The organism is Stenotrophomonas sp. STEN063, from assembly GCF_056854515.1.
Genome location: NZ_JBXFWF010000055.1, coordinates 1 through 18,952, shown reverse-complemented (window position 1 = coordinate 18,952; position 18,952 = coordinate 1). Strand labels below are relative to the sequence as shown.

Below are 18,952 nucleotides of genomic sequence, written 5' to 3'. Positions count from 1 at the left end.
GCTCAGGCTCCTTGGTATTCGATCAGGCGCAGGTCGATTTCGTCCTGCCCGTCTTTGCGTTGCAGGATGCGCACCGGCGTGGGCACGCCATTGGCGATCCACAGGATGGTTTCATCATTGCCGCCATTGGTGCGATACACCCGCAAGGCGTCATAGCTGAGATCACCCACCTGCACGTTCTCGGTGGTGTCGGCGGCGCGATACTCATACTGGCGCACGCGGCCGACATCGACGTAGCGGTACTGCAGTGCCTGTCCGGGGCGCGCATCGCGCATCAGCGACAGGTTCAGCACCAAGGCGCTCTGGTCGCCGCGCTGCAGTGCAATCGGGCGCTGCCGTTCTTTCTTGAGGTCACCCTGCCACTGCGCGGTACCGGCCTGCCAGTCATAGACGCCGGTAACCTTCTTGCTCATGAACAGGGCTTTCTTGACCGTGCTCTGGCTCAGTGGCGTGTAGACGCTGCCCTCGTTGTTGAACACGTTGCTCTGTTCGATGTTCAGCCCGAGCACGCTGGCAAAACCGCGTTTGCCGCGCACCGCCATGTCCACCCGCCACTGGCTGTTGCTGTTGTGGACCACGCGCATGGTGGCATCGCCGGCTTCCTTGCCCTTGTACAGGGCCTGGTAGGTGGCGACAAAGGGCTCCAGTGCCGGCGGGCTCCACTCCAGCGCTGGCGGCGGCAGCACAACCGGTGCCTGCGCCGGAGCAGCCGCAGGGGCGGGCGTCTCCTGTGCATGGCTGACGGCTGATACCAGCAGTGCGGTCAAAACCAATGGTTTGAAAAGCGCTATGGCCATGTGAGGACGAAGGCAGAAGGAAGGAGGGATCTTGCCAAACCACACGTCAGCAGCCTGTGCGGATCAGCGGCGGAGGGTTCCGGCGGAATCTAGGCGCAATGGGCTAAACAGGGACTGACCGTCGCAGTGGACCACGCCGTCCTGTTCAGCCACGCGCCCGGCAACCAATAGCTGGACGCTGGCCAGCAGCAGCGGGTGTTCGACCGCCAGCACGCGCTTGGCCAACGATTCCGCACAGTCCCCGGCCAGCACCGGGACCCGTGCCTGCGCGATCACTGCGCCGGCATCCAGTTCAGCTACGACGAAGTGGACGCTGGCACCGTGCTCGGCATGGCCGGCCTCGATGGCGCGGGCATGGGTGTGCAGGCCCTTGTGCAAGGGCAGCAGCGAGGGGTGGATGTTCACCAGGTGGCCGCTGAAGCGCTGCACGAAGCCAGCGCCGAGGATGCGCATGTAGCCGGCGCAGATGATCCAGTCCGGCTTGCTTGCGGCCACTGCGTCGGCCAGCGCACTGTCAAACGCCTCGCGGTCGGCGAAATCGCTGGGGGAGCGCGCCCAACGCTGTGCGGGGGCCACTTTTTCCAGCGCGGCGGCGGCTGGCTTGTCGGAGAACACACCGACGATCTGCGCATCCAGTTGGCCTGCGGCAATCGCGTCCTGCAGGCATTGCAGGTTGCTGCCGCGGCCGGAGGCAAGCACGGCCAGACGGGGCAGGGGACTCATGCCCGCGTCTTCCGCAACAGCGGCCACAGCGCCAGGCTGCCGAGGGTGGCCAGCAACATGTCCGCATGCGCGTCCCAGATGTCGCCCTGCTGGCCGTTGTAGGCCTCTGCGGCTTCCGGTGACAGTGCCAATGCGATGCCCCATTCCAGCCATTCGTAGGCCAGGCTGGTGCACATGATGGTCATCACCGCCAGCGTGAAGGCCTGGCCCACGCGCAGTGCCGGCCAGGTGCGCCGGGCCAGCTGGGTCAGTGCCGGGGTGAAGCAGATGCCGTACAGCAGGTGGATCAGCCGGTCGAAATGATTGCGTTCCCAGCCGAAGGCGGCGTTTGGCGACCAGCCGAACAGCGCCTGTGCCCATTGGTCATAGGGGATGTTGGAGTACAGCCAACGGGCGCCGATGCAGTGCAGGAGGATGAAGCCGCAGATGGCCGCGAAGGCACCGCTGCCCAGCGGCCAGCGGCGGTCCACCCACCATAGCGCCAGCAGGCCGAGCACGGTCAGCGAGCTGTGCAGGGCCTGTTCCACAGGCCATAGCGGTTTGATCCAGGTGAGCGCGAATACAACAAGCACGCCGATGAAGGCGGCCTTCTTGGCGGCTGTCATGTAGGCGTTGGCTCAGCCGATGTGGACGCGTTCGGCGCCGTTTTCGGCCACCACTTCACCAATCTGCCAATGCGCCAGTTCCAACGAGTCCAGCGTGGCGTTGATGGCGGCAACCTGGTCTGCCGGCACCAGCAGCACGAAACCGATGCCGCAGTTGAAGGTGCGCCACATCTCGCTGTCGGCCACATTGCCTTCGCGCTGCAGCCACTGGAACACCGGCGGCAACGGCCAGCTGCTGGCGTCGATGGTCAGGCCCAGGCCTTCCGGCACCACGCGGATGATGTTCTCGGTCAGGCCGCCACCGGTGACGTGGGCCATGCCGTGCACGGCTGCGCCGTGGGTCTTGAGCAGCGACAGGATCGGCTTGACGTACAGGCGGGTCGGCGCCATCAGCGCATCGACCAGCTTCACGCCGTTTTCCAGCACCAGATCGGCCGGGCTGCCGGCACGTTCATAGATGCGACGGACCAGCGAATACCCGTTGGAGTGCGGACCGGAGGAGGCAATGCCGATCAGCACGTCGCCGAGGGCAACGGCCGAGCCGTCCTTCAGCTCGCTCTTCTCCACGCCGGCGACGGTGAAGCCGGCCAGGTCGTACTCGCCCGGGGCGTACATGTCGGGCATTTCAGCGGTTTCGCCGCCGATCAGCGCGCAGCCGGCCTCGGTGCAGCCATTGGCGATGCCGCCGACCACGGCCGCGGCGGTGTCGATGTCGAGCTTGCCGGTGGCGAAATAATCCAGGAAGAACAAGGGCTCAGCGCCCTGCACCAGCACGTCGTTGACGCACATGGCGACCAGATCGATGCCGATCGTGTCGTGGCGGCCAAGCTGTTGTGCCAGCTTCAGCTTGGTGCCGACGCCGTCGGTACCGGACACCAGCACCGGCTCGCGGTACTTGTTGGAGAGGTCGAACAGGGCGCCAAAGCCACCCAGTCCGCCCATCACCTCCGGGCGGAAGCTGCGCTTTACCAGCGGCTTGATACGCTCGACCAGTTCGTTGCCCGCGTCGATGTCGACACCGGCGTCACGGTAGGTCAGGGGGGAGTTGGCAGAGGTCGAGGGGCTGGTCACTGGCGGCTGCACTGGCGGGGTGAACGGTCGATTTTAACAGGCCACGTTGGCGTGAAGGCCCCATTCGGGCAACAATTCCCTCCGGAATCGTCGAGCAATGGAAATTTCAATGCGCCGCAGCCTGGTCACAATCCTGTTTCTGGCGCTCTGCCTGCCAATTTCGTTGGTGCAGGCACAGTCGTCCAGCATGCGTACCGAAGGGGACGTGGCTGGCGCCAGCAGTGCCTATGAGGCCGAGGTACCGGTCAACAGCCAAAGCGAGGCCGATCGCAACGGCGGGCTGGCGCGCGCGCTGGGCGCGGTGCTGGCCAAGCTGTCCGGCGACCGCAGCGTGCTGGCGCGGCCGGGTGTGGCGCAGGCCCTGCGCAGCGCCAAGGACATGGCCGAGAGTTATGACTACCGGCAGGATCAAAGCGTCAGCGCCAGTGGCGCACCGAGCTTCCGGACCATGCTGGTGGCACGCTTCCGCCAGGATGACGTCGACGGGCTGGTGGCGGCGCTGGGGTTGCCGGTATGGCCGCAGCCACGACCCAAGCCGGTGGTCTGGCTGGCCATCGATGATGGCAGCGGTCCGCGCCTGGTCGGTGTACCGCAGTCCAATGCGGCGCGGCCATTGCTGGATCGTGCGGTTGAACGTGGCTTCAAGCTGGGCCTGCCTGCCGGCGGCGCGGCCGAGCAGGCCCTGGTCGGTGCGATCTGGCGCCAGGACACCGCTGCGGTCGCGCGCGCCTCATCGCGCTATTCGCCGCCGATGCAGCTGATCGGCAAGTTGTACCGTGGCAAGGGTGGCGGCTGGGTTGCGGACTGGGTGTTTGTCGACAATGGCCGTGAACTGTCCAAGTGGACCACCAACGACGCCGATGCCCGGCGGGCGATGATGGCCGGTGCCGATGGCGCCGCCGATGCGCTGGTGCGGCGTTATGCCAAGGCGCCGGTCGGTGGTGCCGCCGGCGTTTACCGGATCGTGGTCAGCGGTATCCGCAGTGCCGACGACTACCTGCGCCTGGCGGCCACCTTGCAGCGAGTGGCGGTGGTCAAGTCGATCATGCCGATCCAGGCCTCGGGTGACCGACTGGAGCTGGATGTCGAGCTGATGAGCGGCTTGCCTGGGTTCAACCGCATGCTGGGCAGCGACGCCGCGCTACAGCCGGTGGGTGCGGTAGGCGACGACGATGCCGACGCCGGTACCGAACAGAACAGTAGCCGCCGCGCGGAGTACCGCATTCGATGAGTACTGATACAGCGGAAATGGAAATCGCGCTGTTCCTGCGCCGCCTCAAGTGGGTGGTGCTCAGTGCCTTCGGGTTGTGGGTGATGTGGCTGCTGGCACCGGTGCTGACCCCGTTCGTGGTCGCCTTGATGCTGGCGTGGCTGGGCGACCCGCTGGTGGACCGGCTGGAAGCCAGTGGCCGTTCGCGCAACACCGCGGTGGTGCTGGTGTTCGTGTTGATGATCCTGCTGCTGGCCTTGGCGCTGCTGATCCTGGTGCCCTTGATACAGCGCCAGATCATTACCCTGGTCGCCGCTTTGCCCCAAGGGCAGGAGTGGCTGATGAACACCGCAATCCCGTGGCTTGAGCAGAAAACCGGGCTGGAAATCATGGCCTGGCTGGACCCGGGCCGTCTGTTCGAGTGGGTGCGCAGCCACTGGCAGCAGGCTGGCGGCGTTGCCACCACCTTCTTTGGCTACGTGTCGCGCTCGGGTTTTGCGATGGTGGCCTGGGTGATCAACCTGGCCTTGTTGCCGATCCTGGCCTATTACTTCCTGCGCGACTGGGACAAGCTGGTCGAGCGGGTTGCATCGATGATCCCGCGCAACCATATCGAAGTGGTTACGCGCTTGGCGCGTGAGTCCAATGACGTGCTGGGTGCCTTCATCCGCGGCCAGATCGTGGTGATGATCGCACTGGGCATCGTGTATGCCGCGGGCCTCAGCCTGGTGGGCCTGAACCTGGGCCTGTTGATCGGACTGGTCGCAGGTTTGATCAGTTTCATCCCCTACCTGGGTGCAACCACCGGCGTGGTGATGGCGGTGCTGGCGGCACTGGTGCAGTCGCAGGGCTTTGACCTGCAGTTGCTGGTGCTGGTTGGCGTGGTCTTCACGGTCGGCCAGTTGCTGGAAAGCTATGTGCTGACCCCGCGTATCGTCGGTGACAAAATTGGCCTGCACCCGGTTGCGGTGATTTTCGCGGTGATGGCAGGTGGCCAGTTGTTTGGCTTCCTGGGAATGCTGTTGGCCTTGCCAGCGGCGGCGGTGATCAACGTGTTGTTGCGCTATGCGCACCAGCGTTATCGCCAAAGTGAGTTGTATGCCGGCCACGGGCCGACGATTGTGTTGGATCCGCGCAACGCTCAGGTGCCGGCGGATCTGAGCATCGTGTCGAAGGATGTAGAACCGAAGTGAGTGTGCCGCAGTTACCGCTGGCCTTGCGTTACCCGCCAGACCAGCGCTTTGAAACATTCATCGGTGCGCCGGAAGGCGCGCTGGCGCAGTTGCGTGCCGTTGCCAATGGCAGCAGCCAGGATTGGATCTATCTGGTGGGTGCTGGTGCTACCGGCAAGACGCATCTGGCCCTGGCCACATGCGCTGCTGCACTGCAGGCCGGGCGTCGCCCTGCGTACCTGCCACTGCAGGCGGCCGGTACGCGCCTGCAGGACGCCTTGGAGGCGCTGGAAGGGCACGACGTGCTGGCGCTGGACGGGCTGGAATATGTCGCCGGTCGACGCGAGCAGGAAATCACCCTGTTCGAGTTCCACAACCGCGCGCGCGCTGCCGACGTGACCGTGATCTATACCTCGCGGCTGCCGCCTGATGGCCTGGGGTTGGTGTTGCCGGACCTGCGCTCGCGGCTGTCGCAGTGCAGCCGCATCACCCTGGAGCCGCTGGATGCCGAAGGCCGTGGCGCAGTGCTGCGCGAACGTTCTGTGCGCCGTGGGTTGGTGATGGATGAGGCGACGCTGGACTGGTTGCTGACCCGCACCGGCCGTGACCTGAGCGGACTGGTGACCTTGCTGGAGCGGCTGGACCGCGAATCGCTGGCGGCAAAGAAGCGGATCACCGTGCCGTTCCTGAAACGGGTGTTGGAGAACGGGCCGGGTTGATCGGCATTATGGATTCTGTGGGAGCGGTGTAAACCGCGAAGCAGATGTCATATCCGCATAAGAAAGATGCCTGCGATTGCACGCATCTTTGTATCTGGGGCTTAAGTTGCTTCGCGGTTTACACCGCTCCCACAAACGGCTGGCGGACGCGGCTTTTGTAGGAGCGGCGTAAGCCGCGAAGCCGGTGTCGCGTCCGTTAACGAAGATGCCTGCAATTGCAGGCATCTGTGTATCTGAGTCTTCACTTGCTTCGCGGCTTACGCCGCTCCTACAAAAGCTGGTTTTCCAGCTGCTGCAGGCGCTCGGGTGTGCCTACGTCGGTCCAGCGGCCTTGGTGATGCTGGCCGCTGATGCTGTTGTTCGCCATCGCCGCGCGCAGCAAGGGCGCCAGTTTGAAGCGTGGTGGGGTTTCCGCGCTGCCATCGGCACTGCCAACCACGTTCTGCCAGTCCTGCAACAACTGCGGCCGATACACGCCGATGCCAGCAAAGGTCAGGCGTGCTTGCTCGCCTTCGTCATGCAGCAGGCCATCGGCATCCAGGATGAAATCGCCGCGCGGATGCTGCAGCGGATTGTCGACCATGACCAGGTGGGCGCTGCCCTTCGGTTGCCGCGGAAGCGTGGCGAAATCGAAGTCGCTCCAGATGTCGCCATTGACCGCCAGGAACGGCGCATCGCCGAGCAGCGGCAGCGCGTTGTGCATGCCGCCGCCCGTTTCCAGCGGCACCGGGCCTTCGTACAGATAATGCAGGCGCAGGTTCCAGCGACTGCCGTCGCCGAGTTTTTCCGGAAACTGCGTGGCCAGCCAGCTGGTGTTGACCACCACATCGCCGATGCCCAGCGCGGCGAGGCGCTGCAGGTGCCATTCGATCAGTGGCACGCCGGCCACGGCCAGCAGCGGCTTGGGCGTGTGATCGGTAAGCGGGCGCATGCGCTCGCCCAGCCCGGCGGCGAAGATCAAGGCCTTCATGCGGAAGCCTTGGTGGCCATTGCCGGCTTGAAGCGGCGCTCGAACAGATCCTGCAGCGGCGCCAGCTCCGGATAGCGCGGCAACACCTCATCCAGGTAGCGAATGAAACGCGGTGCGTCTTCGAAGTAATGGCCCTTGCCGTCACGATCACGCAGGCGCACGAAGATGCCGAGGATCTTCAGATGGCGCTGCACGCCCATCCAGTCGGCGTCGCGCAGGAACTGCGGCCACGGCCGCACCGGCAGGCCGGCGGCCAGTGCCTGTGCGTGGTAGCGCGCAAGCCAGGCGTCCACTTTTTCCAGCGGCCAGCTGAGGAAGGCGTCCTTGAACAGACTGGCCGGATCATAGGCAATCGGCCCGCTGACCAGATCCTGGAAGTCCAGCACCGCCGGACCACCCTCGACCGGCATCAGGTTGCGCGGCATGAAGTCACGATGGGTCAGCACTTGTGGCTGGTTCAAGGCGTTGTCCATCAGGCGCCGTTGCACCAGCTGCAACTGCTCGCTTTCGCCGCAGTCCAAGCTCAGGCCGAGGTGGCGTTGCACGAACCACTCTTCAAACAGGCCAGCATCACGCTGCAGCAGTGCCTCGCCGAACGCGCCCATGCCGTCGGGCACCGGAATCGACTGCAGGCGGATCAGTTGCGCGAAGCTTGCATCGAACCAGGTGTCGGCGGTGTCGTCGCTGATGAAGCGGGCCAGTGTTGGTCCGCCCAGGTCTTCCAGCAGCAGGAAGCCGTTGTCGACATCGCGCGCAAGCACCTGCGGTACACGAACGCTGTTGGTTTCCAGCAGGTCGTGCATGCGCAGCCAGGGGCGTACATCTTCCAACCCGGGCGGTGAGTCCATCACGATGTGGCTGCCGCGTGCGCTGGTACTGCGCCAATAGCTGCGGAAACCGGCATCGACCGATGCACGTTCAAGCGTGGTGGCAGGGTCGCCGAGTGCGGTGCAGGTCCACTGCAGGCGTTGTTGGGCGCGCAGCGGATCGGAAGCGGGATCGTTCATGGACACTACAAGTGAAGCGGCGCCCGCAGGCGCCGTTGGATGGAGTCAGCGCTTGCCGCCGCTGACCAGGCGCAGCAGTGCCAGCAGGGCGATCGCGCCAATGATGGCGCCGATGAAGCCGGCCGGCTGACCGGCGGCATACCAGCCCATCTCACGGCCGAACCAGCCTGCAAATACCGCGCCGGCCACGCCGAGCACGATGGTCAGCAGGCAGCCCATGCGGTTGTTGCCGGGCATGAAGAAGCGCCCCAGCAGGCCTACGAAGAAGCCGATCAGGATGATGTACAGCCAGCTGTCGCTGCCAAACAGTCCGCTCATGTTCTTGCCCGTGCCAAAGAAAAACGCAGCCTAGCAAGGCCAGGCTGCGTTCGTCATCAAACCATCAACATCCGACCAACCGCGTCGGACCGATCAGCAGCAGCCGTGGCCACCGTGACGGGTGCCGCTGTCGGCGGCCACCGGCGAACCGCTGGTTTCGCCACGCAGGCTGGCGGCGTGGTGGTCGAACAGCACCTTGGACACGCAGGAGGTGACACGCTTGCCCATCGGGATGTGCAGGAACTCGTTCGGGCCGTGTGCATTGGAGTGCGGACCGAGCACGCCGGTGATCATGAACTGCGCACCCGGGAACTTCTCGCCCAGCATGCCCATGAACGGGATCGAGCCGCCTTCGCCCATGTACATCGCCGGCTTGCCGAAGAAGGCCTGGCTGGCGGCGTCGATGGACTGCTCCAGCCACGGCGCCATGGCCGGTGCGTTCCAGCCGGTGGAGGCTTTTTCCAGGTCCAGGCTGACGTGGGCGCCGTTCGGCGGATCACGCAGCAGGGCTTCCTTCAGCAGCTCGCCGCAGGCCTTGCCATTGGCGGTCGGCGGCAGGCGCAGCGACAGCTTCACCGAGGTTTCCGGGCGCAGCACGTTGCCGGCCGATTCCAGCGGCGGCATGCCGCCGATGCCGGTCACCGACAGGGCCGGGCGCCAGGTGCGGTTGAGGACCAGCTCGGTCAGTTCATCGCTCATCGGCTTGAGGCCGTCGACCAGCGGGAACTTGTCGAAGATGGCGGTATCGACCACGTCGGCGGCGCGCTTGGCCTGTTCCAGGCGCTCGGCCGGGATTTCGGTGTGCAGGCCTTCCAGCAGGATGCGGCCGGTGTTCTCGTCCTCGATGCGCGACAGCAGCTGGCGCAGCAGGCGGAAGCTGGACGGCACCACACCGGAGGCATCACCGGAGTGCACGCCTTCGTTGAGCACCTTGACGGTGAAGTTGCCGCCGGTCAGGCCGCGCAGCGAGGTGGTGCACCACAGCTGGTCGTAGTTGGCGCAGCCCGAATCCAGGCAGACCACCAGCGACGGCTGGCCGATGCGCTCAGCCAGATGGTCGACGTAAGCCGGCAGATCGTAGGAGCCGGACTCTTCGCAGGCTTCGATCAGGATCACGCAGCGGGCGTGCGGCAGGCCTTGTTCCTGCAGCGCCAGCACCGCGGCCAGCGAGCCGAAGATGGCGTAGCCGTCATCGGCGCCGCCGCGACCGTACAGCTTGTCGCCGCGCAGCACCGGAATCCACGGGCCGAGGTCGTCGTCCCAGCCGGTCATTTCCGGCTGCTTGTCCAGGTGGCCGTAGAGCAGCACGGTGTCATCGCCGGTTTCCGGGCCGGTGGCCGGGATTTCCAGGAACAGCAGCGGAGTGCGGCCTTCCAGGCGAACCACCTCGACCTGCAGGCCGGGAATGGTCTGTGCCTTGGCCCAGCTTTCCATCAGGGTGACGGCCTGCTCCATGTAGCCGTTGGCGACCCAGTTGGCGTCGAACATCGGCGACTTGTTGGGGATACGGATGTAATCGACCAATTGCGGGACGATGTCGTTGTCCCACTTGTCGCTGAGAAATTGGCCGATCTTGGCGCTGTCCATCTGGATCTCCGATAGCAATGTCAGGTGCAACCATTCTACGCCGCTCCCTTGTTTATCGGGCTGGCGACGGTTTCATCAGTGAATTTTTGTAGGACTTTTCCTACAAGGACCCGGGTGGTTGGCTGGCTGTTTGCTGAACCCGCCCCGGATATTCTGGATTCATGTGGCGCGGAACACTGATCTGACCGGCGGGATAGCCAGCCGATCAATGACCAAGCCACAAGGAGTACAGCGATGAAGCTTTTTACCGTAACGCTGCAGTCTCTGATTCTCGCATTGTTGTTGACGCTTACGGCGCAAGCCAAGGACAAGGTCGACATCAATACCGCCTCCGCGGCGGAGCTGAATCAGGTGTTGGTGAATGTCGGCCCTTCCAAGGCGCAGGCGATCATTGAACACAGACAGGCCAACGGGCCCTTCAAAAGTGTCGAGGAACTGGCACTGGTGAAAGGAATCGGATTGAAGACGGTCGAACGGAATCGTGACCTGATCGAAGCAAGGGCCGGAGCTGCCCCTGCCAAGAACGCTACCGGGACGGTAGCTGCGCAGCCGGTTGAGAGGCGCTGAGCGGAAGGAATCGAATAGTGAGCCGTCAGGATGACGGATCACCAGGAACCCGAAAAGGGCAGGACGCTGGGGGCTGGCAGGATGCCAACAAGGATGTGAGGTCGTCCGGTGGTGCACAGTGACGTGCAGCCGGGCGATTTTTCTGTCTCTGCTCCAAAGAACAAGGCCCGGGTCTTCCCGGGCCTTGTTCTTTTCTGGGAGTTCGCGATTGGGGATTGGGGATTCGCAAGAGCCGGTACGAGCTCCGGGTTTGCGCACGCGGCGCCATCGGCCTGGTGCGCATGCAGCCCGGGTAAGCACAGCGCACCCGGGGCTTTCTGCAAGAACCCCGGGTGCGCTGCGCTTACCCGGGCTACAAGGGCGGTGCCTGCCCTGCAATCTGCGTGTTGCCAATAGCCGCCTTGGCCCAGACCAGGTCAGGTGGCTGCTTAAACCAAGCCGGTCGCGTAGTAGACGCCGATAATCGCGAACACCGCCAGCGTCTTGATGATGGTGATGGCGAAGATGTCCTTGTAGGACTGGCGGTGGGTGAGGCCGGTGACGGCCAGCACGGTGATCACCGCGCCGTTATGCGGCAGTGTGTCCATGCCGCCGGAGGCCATCGCCGCCACGCGGTGCAGCACTTCCATCGGAATGCCGGCAGCCTGCGCATTGGCGATGAAGCTGTCGGCCATTGCCGCCAGCGCGATGCTCATGCCGCCTGACGCCGAGCCGGTGATGCCAGCCATGGCGGTGACTGAAACCGCTTCATTGACCAGCGGGTTCGGGATCGAGCCCAGTGCATTGGCCACAACCAGGAAGCCGGGCAGGGCGGCAATCACCGCACCGAAACCATATTCGGAGGCGGTATTCATCGAGGCCAGCATGGCGCCGCCGATCGCCGACTTGGTGCCCTCGGCAAACGAGGCGATCACCGGCTTCCAGGCAAAGGCGATGACGCTGAGGATGCCCAGCAGCAACGCACCCTGCACGGCCCAGATCGCTCCCAGCTTGGAGACTTCCTGCACCACCGGTGCCGGGTTGCCGATCACCGCAGGAATGAAGGACTGGGTTTCACCGTAAAAGCCGGGAATCCAGCGGGTGAACAGGAAATTGGCCACGCCGACCAGGATCAGCGGGGTGATCGCCACCAGCGGATGTGCCAGATTCTGGCCGTGGAAGGGTTCTGGCTCATTACGCAGCTCGTCGTTGGCGCCCGCATAGCCCTCGCCATTGCGCACGGCGACACGGCGGCGCCATTCCAGGTAGCTCATGCCCAGGATCAGGATCACCACGGTGCCGATCACGCCCAGCCACGGTGCGGCCCAACTGTTGGTGCCGAAGAACGCCGAGGGAATGATGTTCTGGATCTGCGGCGTGCCCGGCAGCGCGTCCATGGTGAAGGTGAAGGCCCCCAGCGCGATCGTGCCGGGAATCAGCCGCTTTGGGATGTTGCTCTGGCGGAACAGCTCGGCGGCGAACGGGTAGACCGCGAATACCACCACGAACAGCGAAACACCGCCGTAGGTGAGCAGCGCACAGACCAGCACGATGGACAGCATCGCGCGCTTGGCCCCGACCAGCTTGATGGTGGCGCTGACGATGGACTTGGAGAAACCCGAGACCTCGATCAGTTTGCCGAACACTGCACCCAGTACGAACACCGGGAAGTACAGCTTGAGGAAGCCGACCATCTTGTCCATGAACAAGCCGGTGAACATCGGCTGCACCAGGCTGGGATCGGTCAGCAGCACTGCGCCCAGCGCCGCCACCGGCGCGAACAGGATCACGCTGTAGCCGCGGTAGGCGACAAACATCAGGAAGCACAGGGCCGCCAATACGATCAGAAACGACATTCACAGCTCCCCGGCCAATACATTGCCGGCGAGTATCAGGACGAAGTGCGGCCCGGCCCACTGTACGAAGGGACGATACGCGGCCGGCTAACGCTCCATTAACGTGCGCTCCATGGCGACATTCGTGTGTCGCAACGTCATACCCGGGAGGAGGGAGACCAATGAAGCGCAAGTATCTGAGTATCGCCATCGGTGGCATTCTGCTGGCACCGGCCGCATTCGTGCAGGCGCAGGAGCAGCAGACGGTGCCGGCAGGCACCAAGGCGACGCAGCTGGACGAAGTGACCGTGACCGCGCGTCGTCGCAGCGAGTCCATCCAGGACGTGCCGGTGGCGGTCAGTGCCTTCGGCGAGGAACAGATCAAGGATCTGCAGGCCTCGACCGTGGAAGGCCTGCAGGGCGCCGTGCCCAACATGAACATCGCCCAGGGCCGCGGTTCGGCCAACAGCGTCAACGTCTTCATCCGCGGCATCGGCCAGCCCGATGCGCTGCAGACCTTCGACCCTGGCGTGGGCATGTACGTGGACGACGTCTACTACTCGCGCATCAATGGCGCGCTGTTCTCGTTGTTCGACATCCAGCAGCTGGAAGTGCTGCGCGGCCCGCAGGGCACGCTGTACGGCAAGAACTCCACGGGGGGGGCGATCAAGCTGACCACCAAGAATCCGTTCGACAATGAAGGCGGCGCGGTCGAAGTGACTGCCGGTGACTATGGTCGCCTGGAAGGCCGCTTCTACGTCTCGGGCAAGCTGAGCGACACCGTGGCTGCCAGCATTGCCGGCGCCAAGATCACCAATGACGGTTACGTCAAGGATGCGGTGACCGGCAAGCGTTACAACGACGATGACACCGAGGCATTGCGCGCGAAGCTGGCCTTCCAGCCGACCGACAACTTCAGCGCGGTGCTGTCGCTGGACACCACCAAGCAGGATGCGGCGCTGACGCTGGGCCGTCCGATGGCACCATTGCTGCAGACCAGCCTGGCTCCAGCGGGTGTCATCGTGCTGCAGCCGGGCGAAACCGGTGAATGGAATCGTCGTGCGCAGACCTCGTTCCAGAACGGCGAAGGCCAGTACTTGAAGCACTCCGGTGCCTCGCTGTCGATGAACTGGGACATCAACGAGCAGTTCACGCTTAAGAGCATCAGCTCCTACCGCAAGCTCAAGACCAAGTCGTACATCGACATCGACGCCTCCGAGTACGAACTGGGCGACGTGCTGGTGGCGCTGGACCAGAACCAGAAGAGCCAGGAATTCCAGCTGCATTACGACAACGGTTCCAATGTGCACGCCACCTTTGGTGCGTACTACATGAAGGAGAACGTGCCGTCGTACCAGGAAGCGTATGCCGATGACCTGTTCTCGTTCCTGGGTGCCAAGGTGCCGTTCCTGCGCACCATCGACGATGACCTGACCACCACGTCCACCGCGGCATTCGCGCACGTGAACTGGGAGTTCGTACCGACCTGGACCGTCGCCGCCGGTGTGCGCTGGACCAAGGACAAGAAGGACTACGACCGTTCCACCAGCACCTTCTGGGGCGCTCCGTTTGCCAGCTTGAACGGCACCGTCGCGTTCGATGCGAAGGCCTCGTGGACGGCAGTGACGCCGTCGATCAGCCTGCAGAAGGAGTTCAGCGACAACCTGATGGGCTATGTGTCGGCCAACCGTGGCTTCAAGTCCGGTGGCTTCAACGGCCGCGCCAATACCGTGTACGACACCCAGCACGCCAAGTTCGACCCGGAATACGTGTGGACCTACGAGCTGGGCCTGAAGGGCAGCTCGGCGGATCACCGCCTGCGCGGCTCCGCCACTGCGTTCTACAGCAACTACAGCGACTTCCAGGCACGCGTGTCGCAGGACGTGGGCACCTTCCCGGTGTTGAATGCGGCCAAGCTCAACATCAAGGGCATCGAGCTGGAAGGCAGCGCGCTGCTGGGCGAGTCCACCACCTTGAGCGCACAGCTGGGCTGGATGGACGCCAAGTACGACAGCTTCGAGGACTTCCGTCTCGATCCGTCCTACGCCGGCTACGATCCGACCGTGAACCACGACCACGTGCCGTTCTCGCCGGACATGACCGCCCGCGTGGCCCTGCAGCATGTGTTCTCGCTGGGTGACAACGGCAGCCTGACCTTTGGCGGCGACGTGTCGTATCGCAGCGAAACCTGGTTGTCGGTGGACAACCGCAAGGTGCTGAGCCAGGACGCTTACACGCTGCTGGGCGCCTACGGCGTATGGGATTCGTCGCAGCTGACCTGGCAGGTACGTGCGGGCGTGCGCAACCTGACCGACAAGCAGTACAAGACCGAAGGCCAGGAGTTCGCCAGCGTTGGCAACATCCAGACCGCGTACTACGGCCTGCCACGCAACTGGTATGTGTCGGTGCGTTACAACTTCTGATGACGCAGCCGCTGACGGCTGGCTGATTGGTATGCAAGGCAGCCCTCTCCCGCATGGCGGGGGAGGGCTTTTGCTTTTTGTTGCTGGTCTTCTGGTTGTAGCTGCAGCGGTTGCCGCAGCAGGTGCTGTCGCTATGGCTATGGCTGTTGCTTTGGCTGTTGCTTTGGCCGTTGTTTTGGCCGTTGTTTTGGCTTTTGTTTGGCTGTTGCTGTTGCTTGAAGCCCCTCTCCCGCCTGCGGGAGAGGGGTTGGGGTGAGGGCAGCTTCTGCTTTTGGCTTTCGAGCTCTGGCTCTTGATGAAAAAGCTAAAAAACAAACTCCTGGCGAACCGCACCCTCACCCCAACCCCTCTCCCGGAGGGAGAGGGGCTTCAAGCAAAGGCGTTCAAGCTATGCACTGCTTCATCCCCCGCCCGTAACTCCGTATCCTGCCAAACAGCTTCCGGGAAACGCTTTCCATGTTGAGTCTGGTAACAGTGGCCTTGGCGGGTCTGGCCTGGCTGGCCTTGATGTTCGGCGTGGCCTTGTACGGGGAACGCCGGCCCACCGCGTTTGCCCGCCATTGGCGGCACATCTATGCGCTGTCACTGGCGGTGCACTGCACCTCGTGGACGTTCTACGGCACGGTCACCCAGGCCGCCCGTCACGGCTGGCCACTGCCACCCACCTTCGTCGGCGCCATCCTGTTCTATGCGCTGGCCATCGGCGTGATGATGCGGTTGGTGCGGCTGGCGCGCGAAACCAATGCCACTTCGCTCGCCGATCTGATCGCCGCCCGGCTGGGCCGCGATGCCTGGTTGGCGGCAACGGTGACGCTGGTGACTGTGCTCGGCTTGATTCCGTATATCGCACTGCAGCTCAAGGCGGTGGCGATGAGTTTCGGCATGATCACCTCGCGCGCGGTGGAAGCCGGGCAGGGCGGCTCGATCTGGCAGGACAGCGCCTTGTATGTCGCGTTGGCGATGGCCTTGTTCGCGATGTTGTTTGGCGCACGCCGCGCCGATGCCTCCGAGCACAATCGCGGGCTGGTGCTGGCGATGGCGGCCGAATCGGTATTCAAACTGGGCGCGATGCTGGCGCTGGGGGTATTTGTCTGGTTTGGCTTGAAGGGTGTGCAAGCAGCCCCCGTGGCACCCGTCAGCGCGCCTGAGGGCGGCTTCATCCCGCTGGTGATACTTGGCGGACTGGCGATGTTCCTGCTGCCGCATCAGTTCCATATCGGCGTGGTTGAGTGCCGCGATCCCGCCGATGTGCGCACCTCACGCTGGTTGTTCCCCTTGTACCTGCTGTTGATCGCGCTGCCCATCCTGCCCTTGGCACGCGCCGGTACACTGCTGCTGGGTAATAGCGTGCCTTCCGACATGTATACGCTGGCGCTGCCGTTCGCCGCAGGTCACGAAGGCGTCGCCTTGTTCGCTTTCCTCGGTGGCCTGAGTGCGGCCACCGGCATGGTCGTGGTCAGTACGCTCACGCTGAGCCTGATGATCGGCAACCATTGGTTTGCGCCAGGTCTGGTGCGCAGCGCGTGGGCGCGCGCCGGCGGCGGCGACCATCGACGCGAACTGGTGTGGCTGCGACGCGCAGGCATCTGCGTGATCATGTTGCTGGCCTGGGGCTATAGCCGTCTGATTGGCGGTGGCAATGTGCTGGCCGATATCGGTGCGGTGTCGTTCTCGGCGATGGCTACGCTGGTGCCGGTGCTGGCCTTCGCTATCTGGCGTCCGCAGACGCCACCACGTGCCGCCATTGCTGGCGTGGTTGCCAGCTTTGCGACCTGGGCCTGGGTACTGCTGCTGCCATCGCTGCTGGAAAGTGGCGGGCGTACACCGATGTGGCTGCAACAGGGGCCGTTCGGGTGGCAGTGGCTTGCCCCGCAAGGTCTGTTTGGCCTGACCGGCTGGACGCCGCTGGGCCGGGCCGTGGGAGCGAGTCTTTTCGTTGGCACTGCGGTGACCTTGCTGGCGATGGCATGGCGTCGCGACACGCCCGATCGCATCAGCCGCAACCTGGATGCCGATACCCTGCGCAATGCGGGGCGCCGCTTCCTGCCCGACGAGCGCGTGCAACAGCTATTGGCAGACGCGCCGCGCAGCGGTGCGGTGCCAGCTTCGATCGAGGCCAGCATCGAGCGCGAGTTGTCGGCGGTGCTCGGTGCCGCCTCCGCGCGTCTATTGCTGGATGCTGCACGTCGCGAAGGAAATGAGCTGGCGACCGTGGCAGCCATCGTCAGTGAGGCCTCGCAGGATCTGCGTTTCAGCCAGCAGGTGCTGCAGGCCGCGTTGCAGAACATGAGCCAGGGCATCAGCGTGATTGATCGCGAGCAACGGTTGGTGGCATGGAACCGCCCGTATGCGCGCATGTTTGGTTTTCCGGATGAGTTGCTGCAGGTGGGGCGGCCGATCATGGACCTGACCCGCTGGGCGTTGCAGGCGATGCCGGCGCGCGGTGGCGATGAGCGTGCGGTGGACCGGCGTCTGGCCTTCATGCGCGCAGGCACGCCACACCTGACCGAGCGCGTGTTTCCCGATGGCAGCATCGTCGAGATCCGTGGCAATCCGATGCCGGGCGGTGGTTTTGTCGCCACCTTTACCGACGTCACCGAGTTCCGCCGTAGCGAGCGCGAGCTCAAGCGCAGCAACGAGACGCTGGAGCAGCGCGTTGGCGAACGTACCGCTTTGCTGGAATCGGCCAAGCGTGAGGCCGAGCGGGCAAATGATGCCAAGAGCCGCTTTCTGGCTGCGGTGGGACATGACCTGTTGCAGCCGCTCCACGCTGCGCATCTGTTCACCGATACGCTGGCGCAACAGGTGGTGTCCAGCCAGCAGCAACAGGCGGTGGTGCAGATCCGTGGCGCCTTGGATTCGACCACCGATCTATTGACCGGTCTGTTCGACATGTCGCGGCTGGAAGCCGGTGGGCTGGTGCCGCAGCCGCGTGACCTGCCGTTGGCTGAAGTGCTGGACCCCTTGGTCTCGGAGTTCCGTGCACTGGCTACCGCGCGCGGGCTGGCGTTTCACTATGTGCCGACCGGCGCATGGGTGAACAGTGATCCGCAGCTGCTGCGGCGGGTGCTGCAGAACTTCCTGGCCAATGCGGTGCGCTACACAAGCCAGGGTGGTGTGCTGTTGGGCGTACGCCGGGATGGCGAGCGCCTGCGGGTTGAGGTGCACGACACCGGCCCGGGTATTGCCAAGCAAGAACAGCAGCGAATATTCGAGGAGTTCCGGCGCGGCGAGGACAGCAGTGGGCAGGGACTTGGCCTCGGCCTGGCGATCGCAGACCGTATTGCCGGTCTGCTGCATGCACCGCTGCGCCTGCGCAGTGAGAAAGGGCAGGGCACGGTCTTCTCGGTGTCGTTGAAACGCGTGAGCTCGTCGCAGATAGCGAACCAGCCGCGCGCACGCACTGCGGCAACCTCGGGCGGCGTGCCGGTACTGGTGGTTGATAACGATCCTGCCGCCCTACAGGGATTGGCCGGGCTGCTACGCGGTTGGGGCTATGAGGTGGCCGAGGCCTCGGGCGAAGCGCAGGCGGTGGCGGCATTGCAGCAGATGCCTGCGAGTCTGTGGTTGTTCGACTACAACCTGGACGATGGCGATACCGGCACTGCATTGCAGCTGCGGTTGGGCGAACGCTTTGGCGCGCGACCTACGTTGATCCTCAGTGCCGATGACAGTCTGGCGACGCGGCGCGAAGTGTTGGAGCAGGGACTGACGCTATTGCACAAGCCGGTGCGGCCGCTGGCATTGAAGTCGATCCTGGATCGACTGTTGGCGGCGGATGCGTTGCGGCCCGGGACCGGTGGCAGGGAATAGGGACAGTGTTATCGGTGGGAGTTGGTAGCCCGGGTACGCGCAGCGCCCCCCGGGCGTTACGCAAGGAGCCCCCGGTGCGCGGCGCGTAGCCGGGCGAAGGCGGTCGGGGAAATTGGGGGTGAGGAACTCCGGATCGAGGGTTTTTCGCAATAACCC

At 64.3% G+C, this 18,952-nt stretch carries 15 protein-coding genes; 6 read left to right on the top strand and 9 right to left on the bottom strand.

Going from position 1 to position 18,952, the window contains the following annotated elements; translation table 11 throughout:
* Positions 1-2: 2 nt before the first annotated feature.
* From AC1VWL_RS14275 to purM, 4 genes are all read right to left on the bottom strand, one after another.
* A complete protein-coding gene (locus AC1VWL_RS14275) occupies positions 3-797 on the bottom strand; it encodes a DUF3108 domain-containing protein (RefSeq protein WP_482987135.1) in 795 nt (264 codons plus the stop codon).
* Between the two features lie 63 nt (positions 798-860).
* Positions 861-1,520 (bottom strand): phosphoribosylglycinamide formyltransferase, encoded by a 660-nt coding sequence (gene purN / locus AC1VWL_RS14270; protein WP_482987134.1) that lies wholly within the window; start codon positions 1,518-1,520, stop codon positions 861-863.
* The gene (locus AC1VWL_RS14265; protein WP_282267834.1) at positions 1,517-2,125 is read right to left on the bottom strand and encodes a DUF2238 domain-containing protein; all 609 of its coding nucleotides are present in this window, start codon (positions 2,123-2,125) and stop codon (positions 1,517-1,519) included. Before AC1VWL_RS14265 ends, purN begins: the two co-directional genes overlap by 4 nt.
* A gap of 12 nt (positions 2,126-2,137) precedes the next feature.
* Entirely contained in the window at positions 2,138-3,196 is a 1,059-nt protein-coding gene (purM, locus tag AC1VWL_RS14260) for a phosphoribosylformylglycinamidine cyclo-ligase (RefSeq protein ID WP_343229782.1), read from the bottom strand.
* A gap of 97 nt (positions 3,197-3,293) precedes the next feature.
* Here purM and AC1VWL_RS14255 point away from each other — a divergent pair, with 97 nt between their 5' ends.
* From AC1VWL_RS14255 to hda, 3 genes are read left to right on the top strand one after another with little or no spacing between them, the layout of a single operon-like run.
* Positions 3,294-4,427 carry a DUF2066 domain-containing protein gene (locus tag AC1VWL_RS14255; protein ID WP_296250985.1) on the top strand — a complete coding sequence of 378 codons (1,134 nt, stop codon included), beginning with the start codon at positions 3,294-3,296 and terminating at the stop codon, positions 4,425-4,427.
* Entirely contained in the window at positions 4,424-5,599 is a 1,176-nt protein-coding gene (locus AC1VWL_RS14250) for an AI-2E family transporter (RefSeq protein WP_481614991.1), read from the top strand. Before AC1VWL_RS14255 ends, AC1VWL_RS14250 begins: the two co-directional genes overlap by 4 nt.
* Positions 5,596-6,297, top strand: coding sequence for a DnaA regulatory inactivator Hda (gene hda, locus AC1VWL_RS14245; protein WP_481614990.1), 702 nt, complete (start codon positions 5,596-5,598; stop codon positions 6,295-6,297). The genes AC1VWL_RS14250 and hda overlap by 4 nt, the downstream gene beginning before the upstream one ends.
* Before the next feature lie 268 nt (positions 6,298-6,565).
* Here hda and murU read toward each other — a convergent pair whose 3' ends face one another.
* The 4 genes from murU to AC1VWL_RS14225 form a co-directional block, all read right to left on the bottom strand.
* Positions 6,566-7,267 (bottom strand): N-acetylmuramate alpha-1-phosphate uridylyltransferase MurU, encoded by a 702-nt coding sequence (murU, locus tag AC1VWL_RS14240; RefSeq protein WP_482987133.1) that lies wholly within the window; start codon positions 7,265-7,267, stop codon positions 6,566-6,568.
* Entirely contained in the window at positions 7,264-8,274 is a 1,011-nt protein-coding gene (locus AC1VWL_RS14235) for an aminoglycoside phosphotransferase family protein (protein WP_482987132.1), read from the bottom strand. The genes murU and AC1VWL_RS14235 overlap by 4 nt, the downstream gene beginning before the upstream one ends.
* A 45-nt stretch (positions 8,275-8,319) precedes the next feature.
* The gene (locus AC1VWL_RS14230) at positions 8,320-8,592 is read right to left on the bottom strand and encodes a GlsB/YeaQ/YmgE family stress response membrane protein (protein ID WP_282267821.1); all 273 of its coding nucleotides are present in this window, start codon (positions 8,590-8,592) and stop codon (positions 8,320-8,322) included.
* Positions 8,593-8,685: 93 nt separating this feature from the next.
* On the bottom strand, positions 8,686-10,179 hold the full coding sequence (locus AC1VWL_RS14225) for a M20 family metallopeptidase (RefSeq protein WP_282267819.1): 1,494 nt from the start codon (positions 10,177-10,179) through the stop codon (positions 8,686-8,688).
* A 234-nt stretch (positions 10,180-10,413) separates the two neighbouring features.
* Between AC1VWL_RS14225 and AC1VWL_RS14220 the strand changes: the two genes are divergently transcribed.
* On the top strand, positions 10,414-10,746 hold the full coding sequence (locus AC1VWL_RS14220) for a ComEA family DNA-binding protein (RefSeq protein ID WP_282267817.1): 333 nt from the start codon (positions 10,414-10,416) through the stop codon (positions 10,744-10,746).
* A gap of 428 nt (positions 10,747-11,174) precedes the next feature.
* On the opposite strand, the gene AC1VWL_RS14215 is transcribed toward AC1VWL_RS14220, so the two are convergent.
* Positions 11,175-12,581, bottom strand: coding sequence for a GntP family permease (locus tag AC1VWL_RS14215; protein ID WP_481546230.1), 1,407 nt, complete (start codon positions 12,579-12,581; stop codon positions 11,175-11,177).
* A 161-nt stretch (positions 12,582-12,742) separates the two neighbouring features.
* Between AC1VWL_RS14215 and AC1VWL_RS14210 the strand changes: the two genes are divergently transcribed.
* Both AC1VWL_RS14210 and AC1VWL_RS14205 read left to right on the top strand, forming a co-directional pair.
* The gene (locus tag AC1VWL_RS14210; protein WP_482987131.1) at positions 12,743-14,983 is read left to right on the top strand and encodes a TonB-dependent receptor; all 2,241 of its coding nucleotides are present in this window, start codon (positions 12,743-12,745) and stop codon (positions 14,981-14,983) included.
* A 456-nt stretch (positions 14,984-15,439) separates the two neighbouring features.
* Positions 15,440-18,796, top strand: a complete 3,357-nt coding sequence (locus AC1VWL_RS14205; RefSeq protein WP_482987130.1) for a hybrid sensor histidine kinase/response regulator — start codon at positions 15,440-15,442, stop codon at positions 18,794-18,796.
* Positions 18,797-18,952 lie beyond the last annotated feature (156 nt).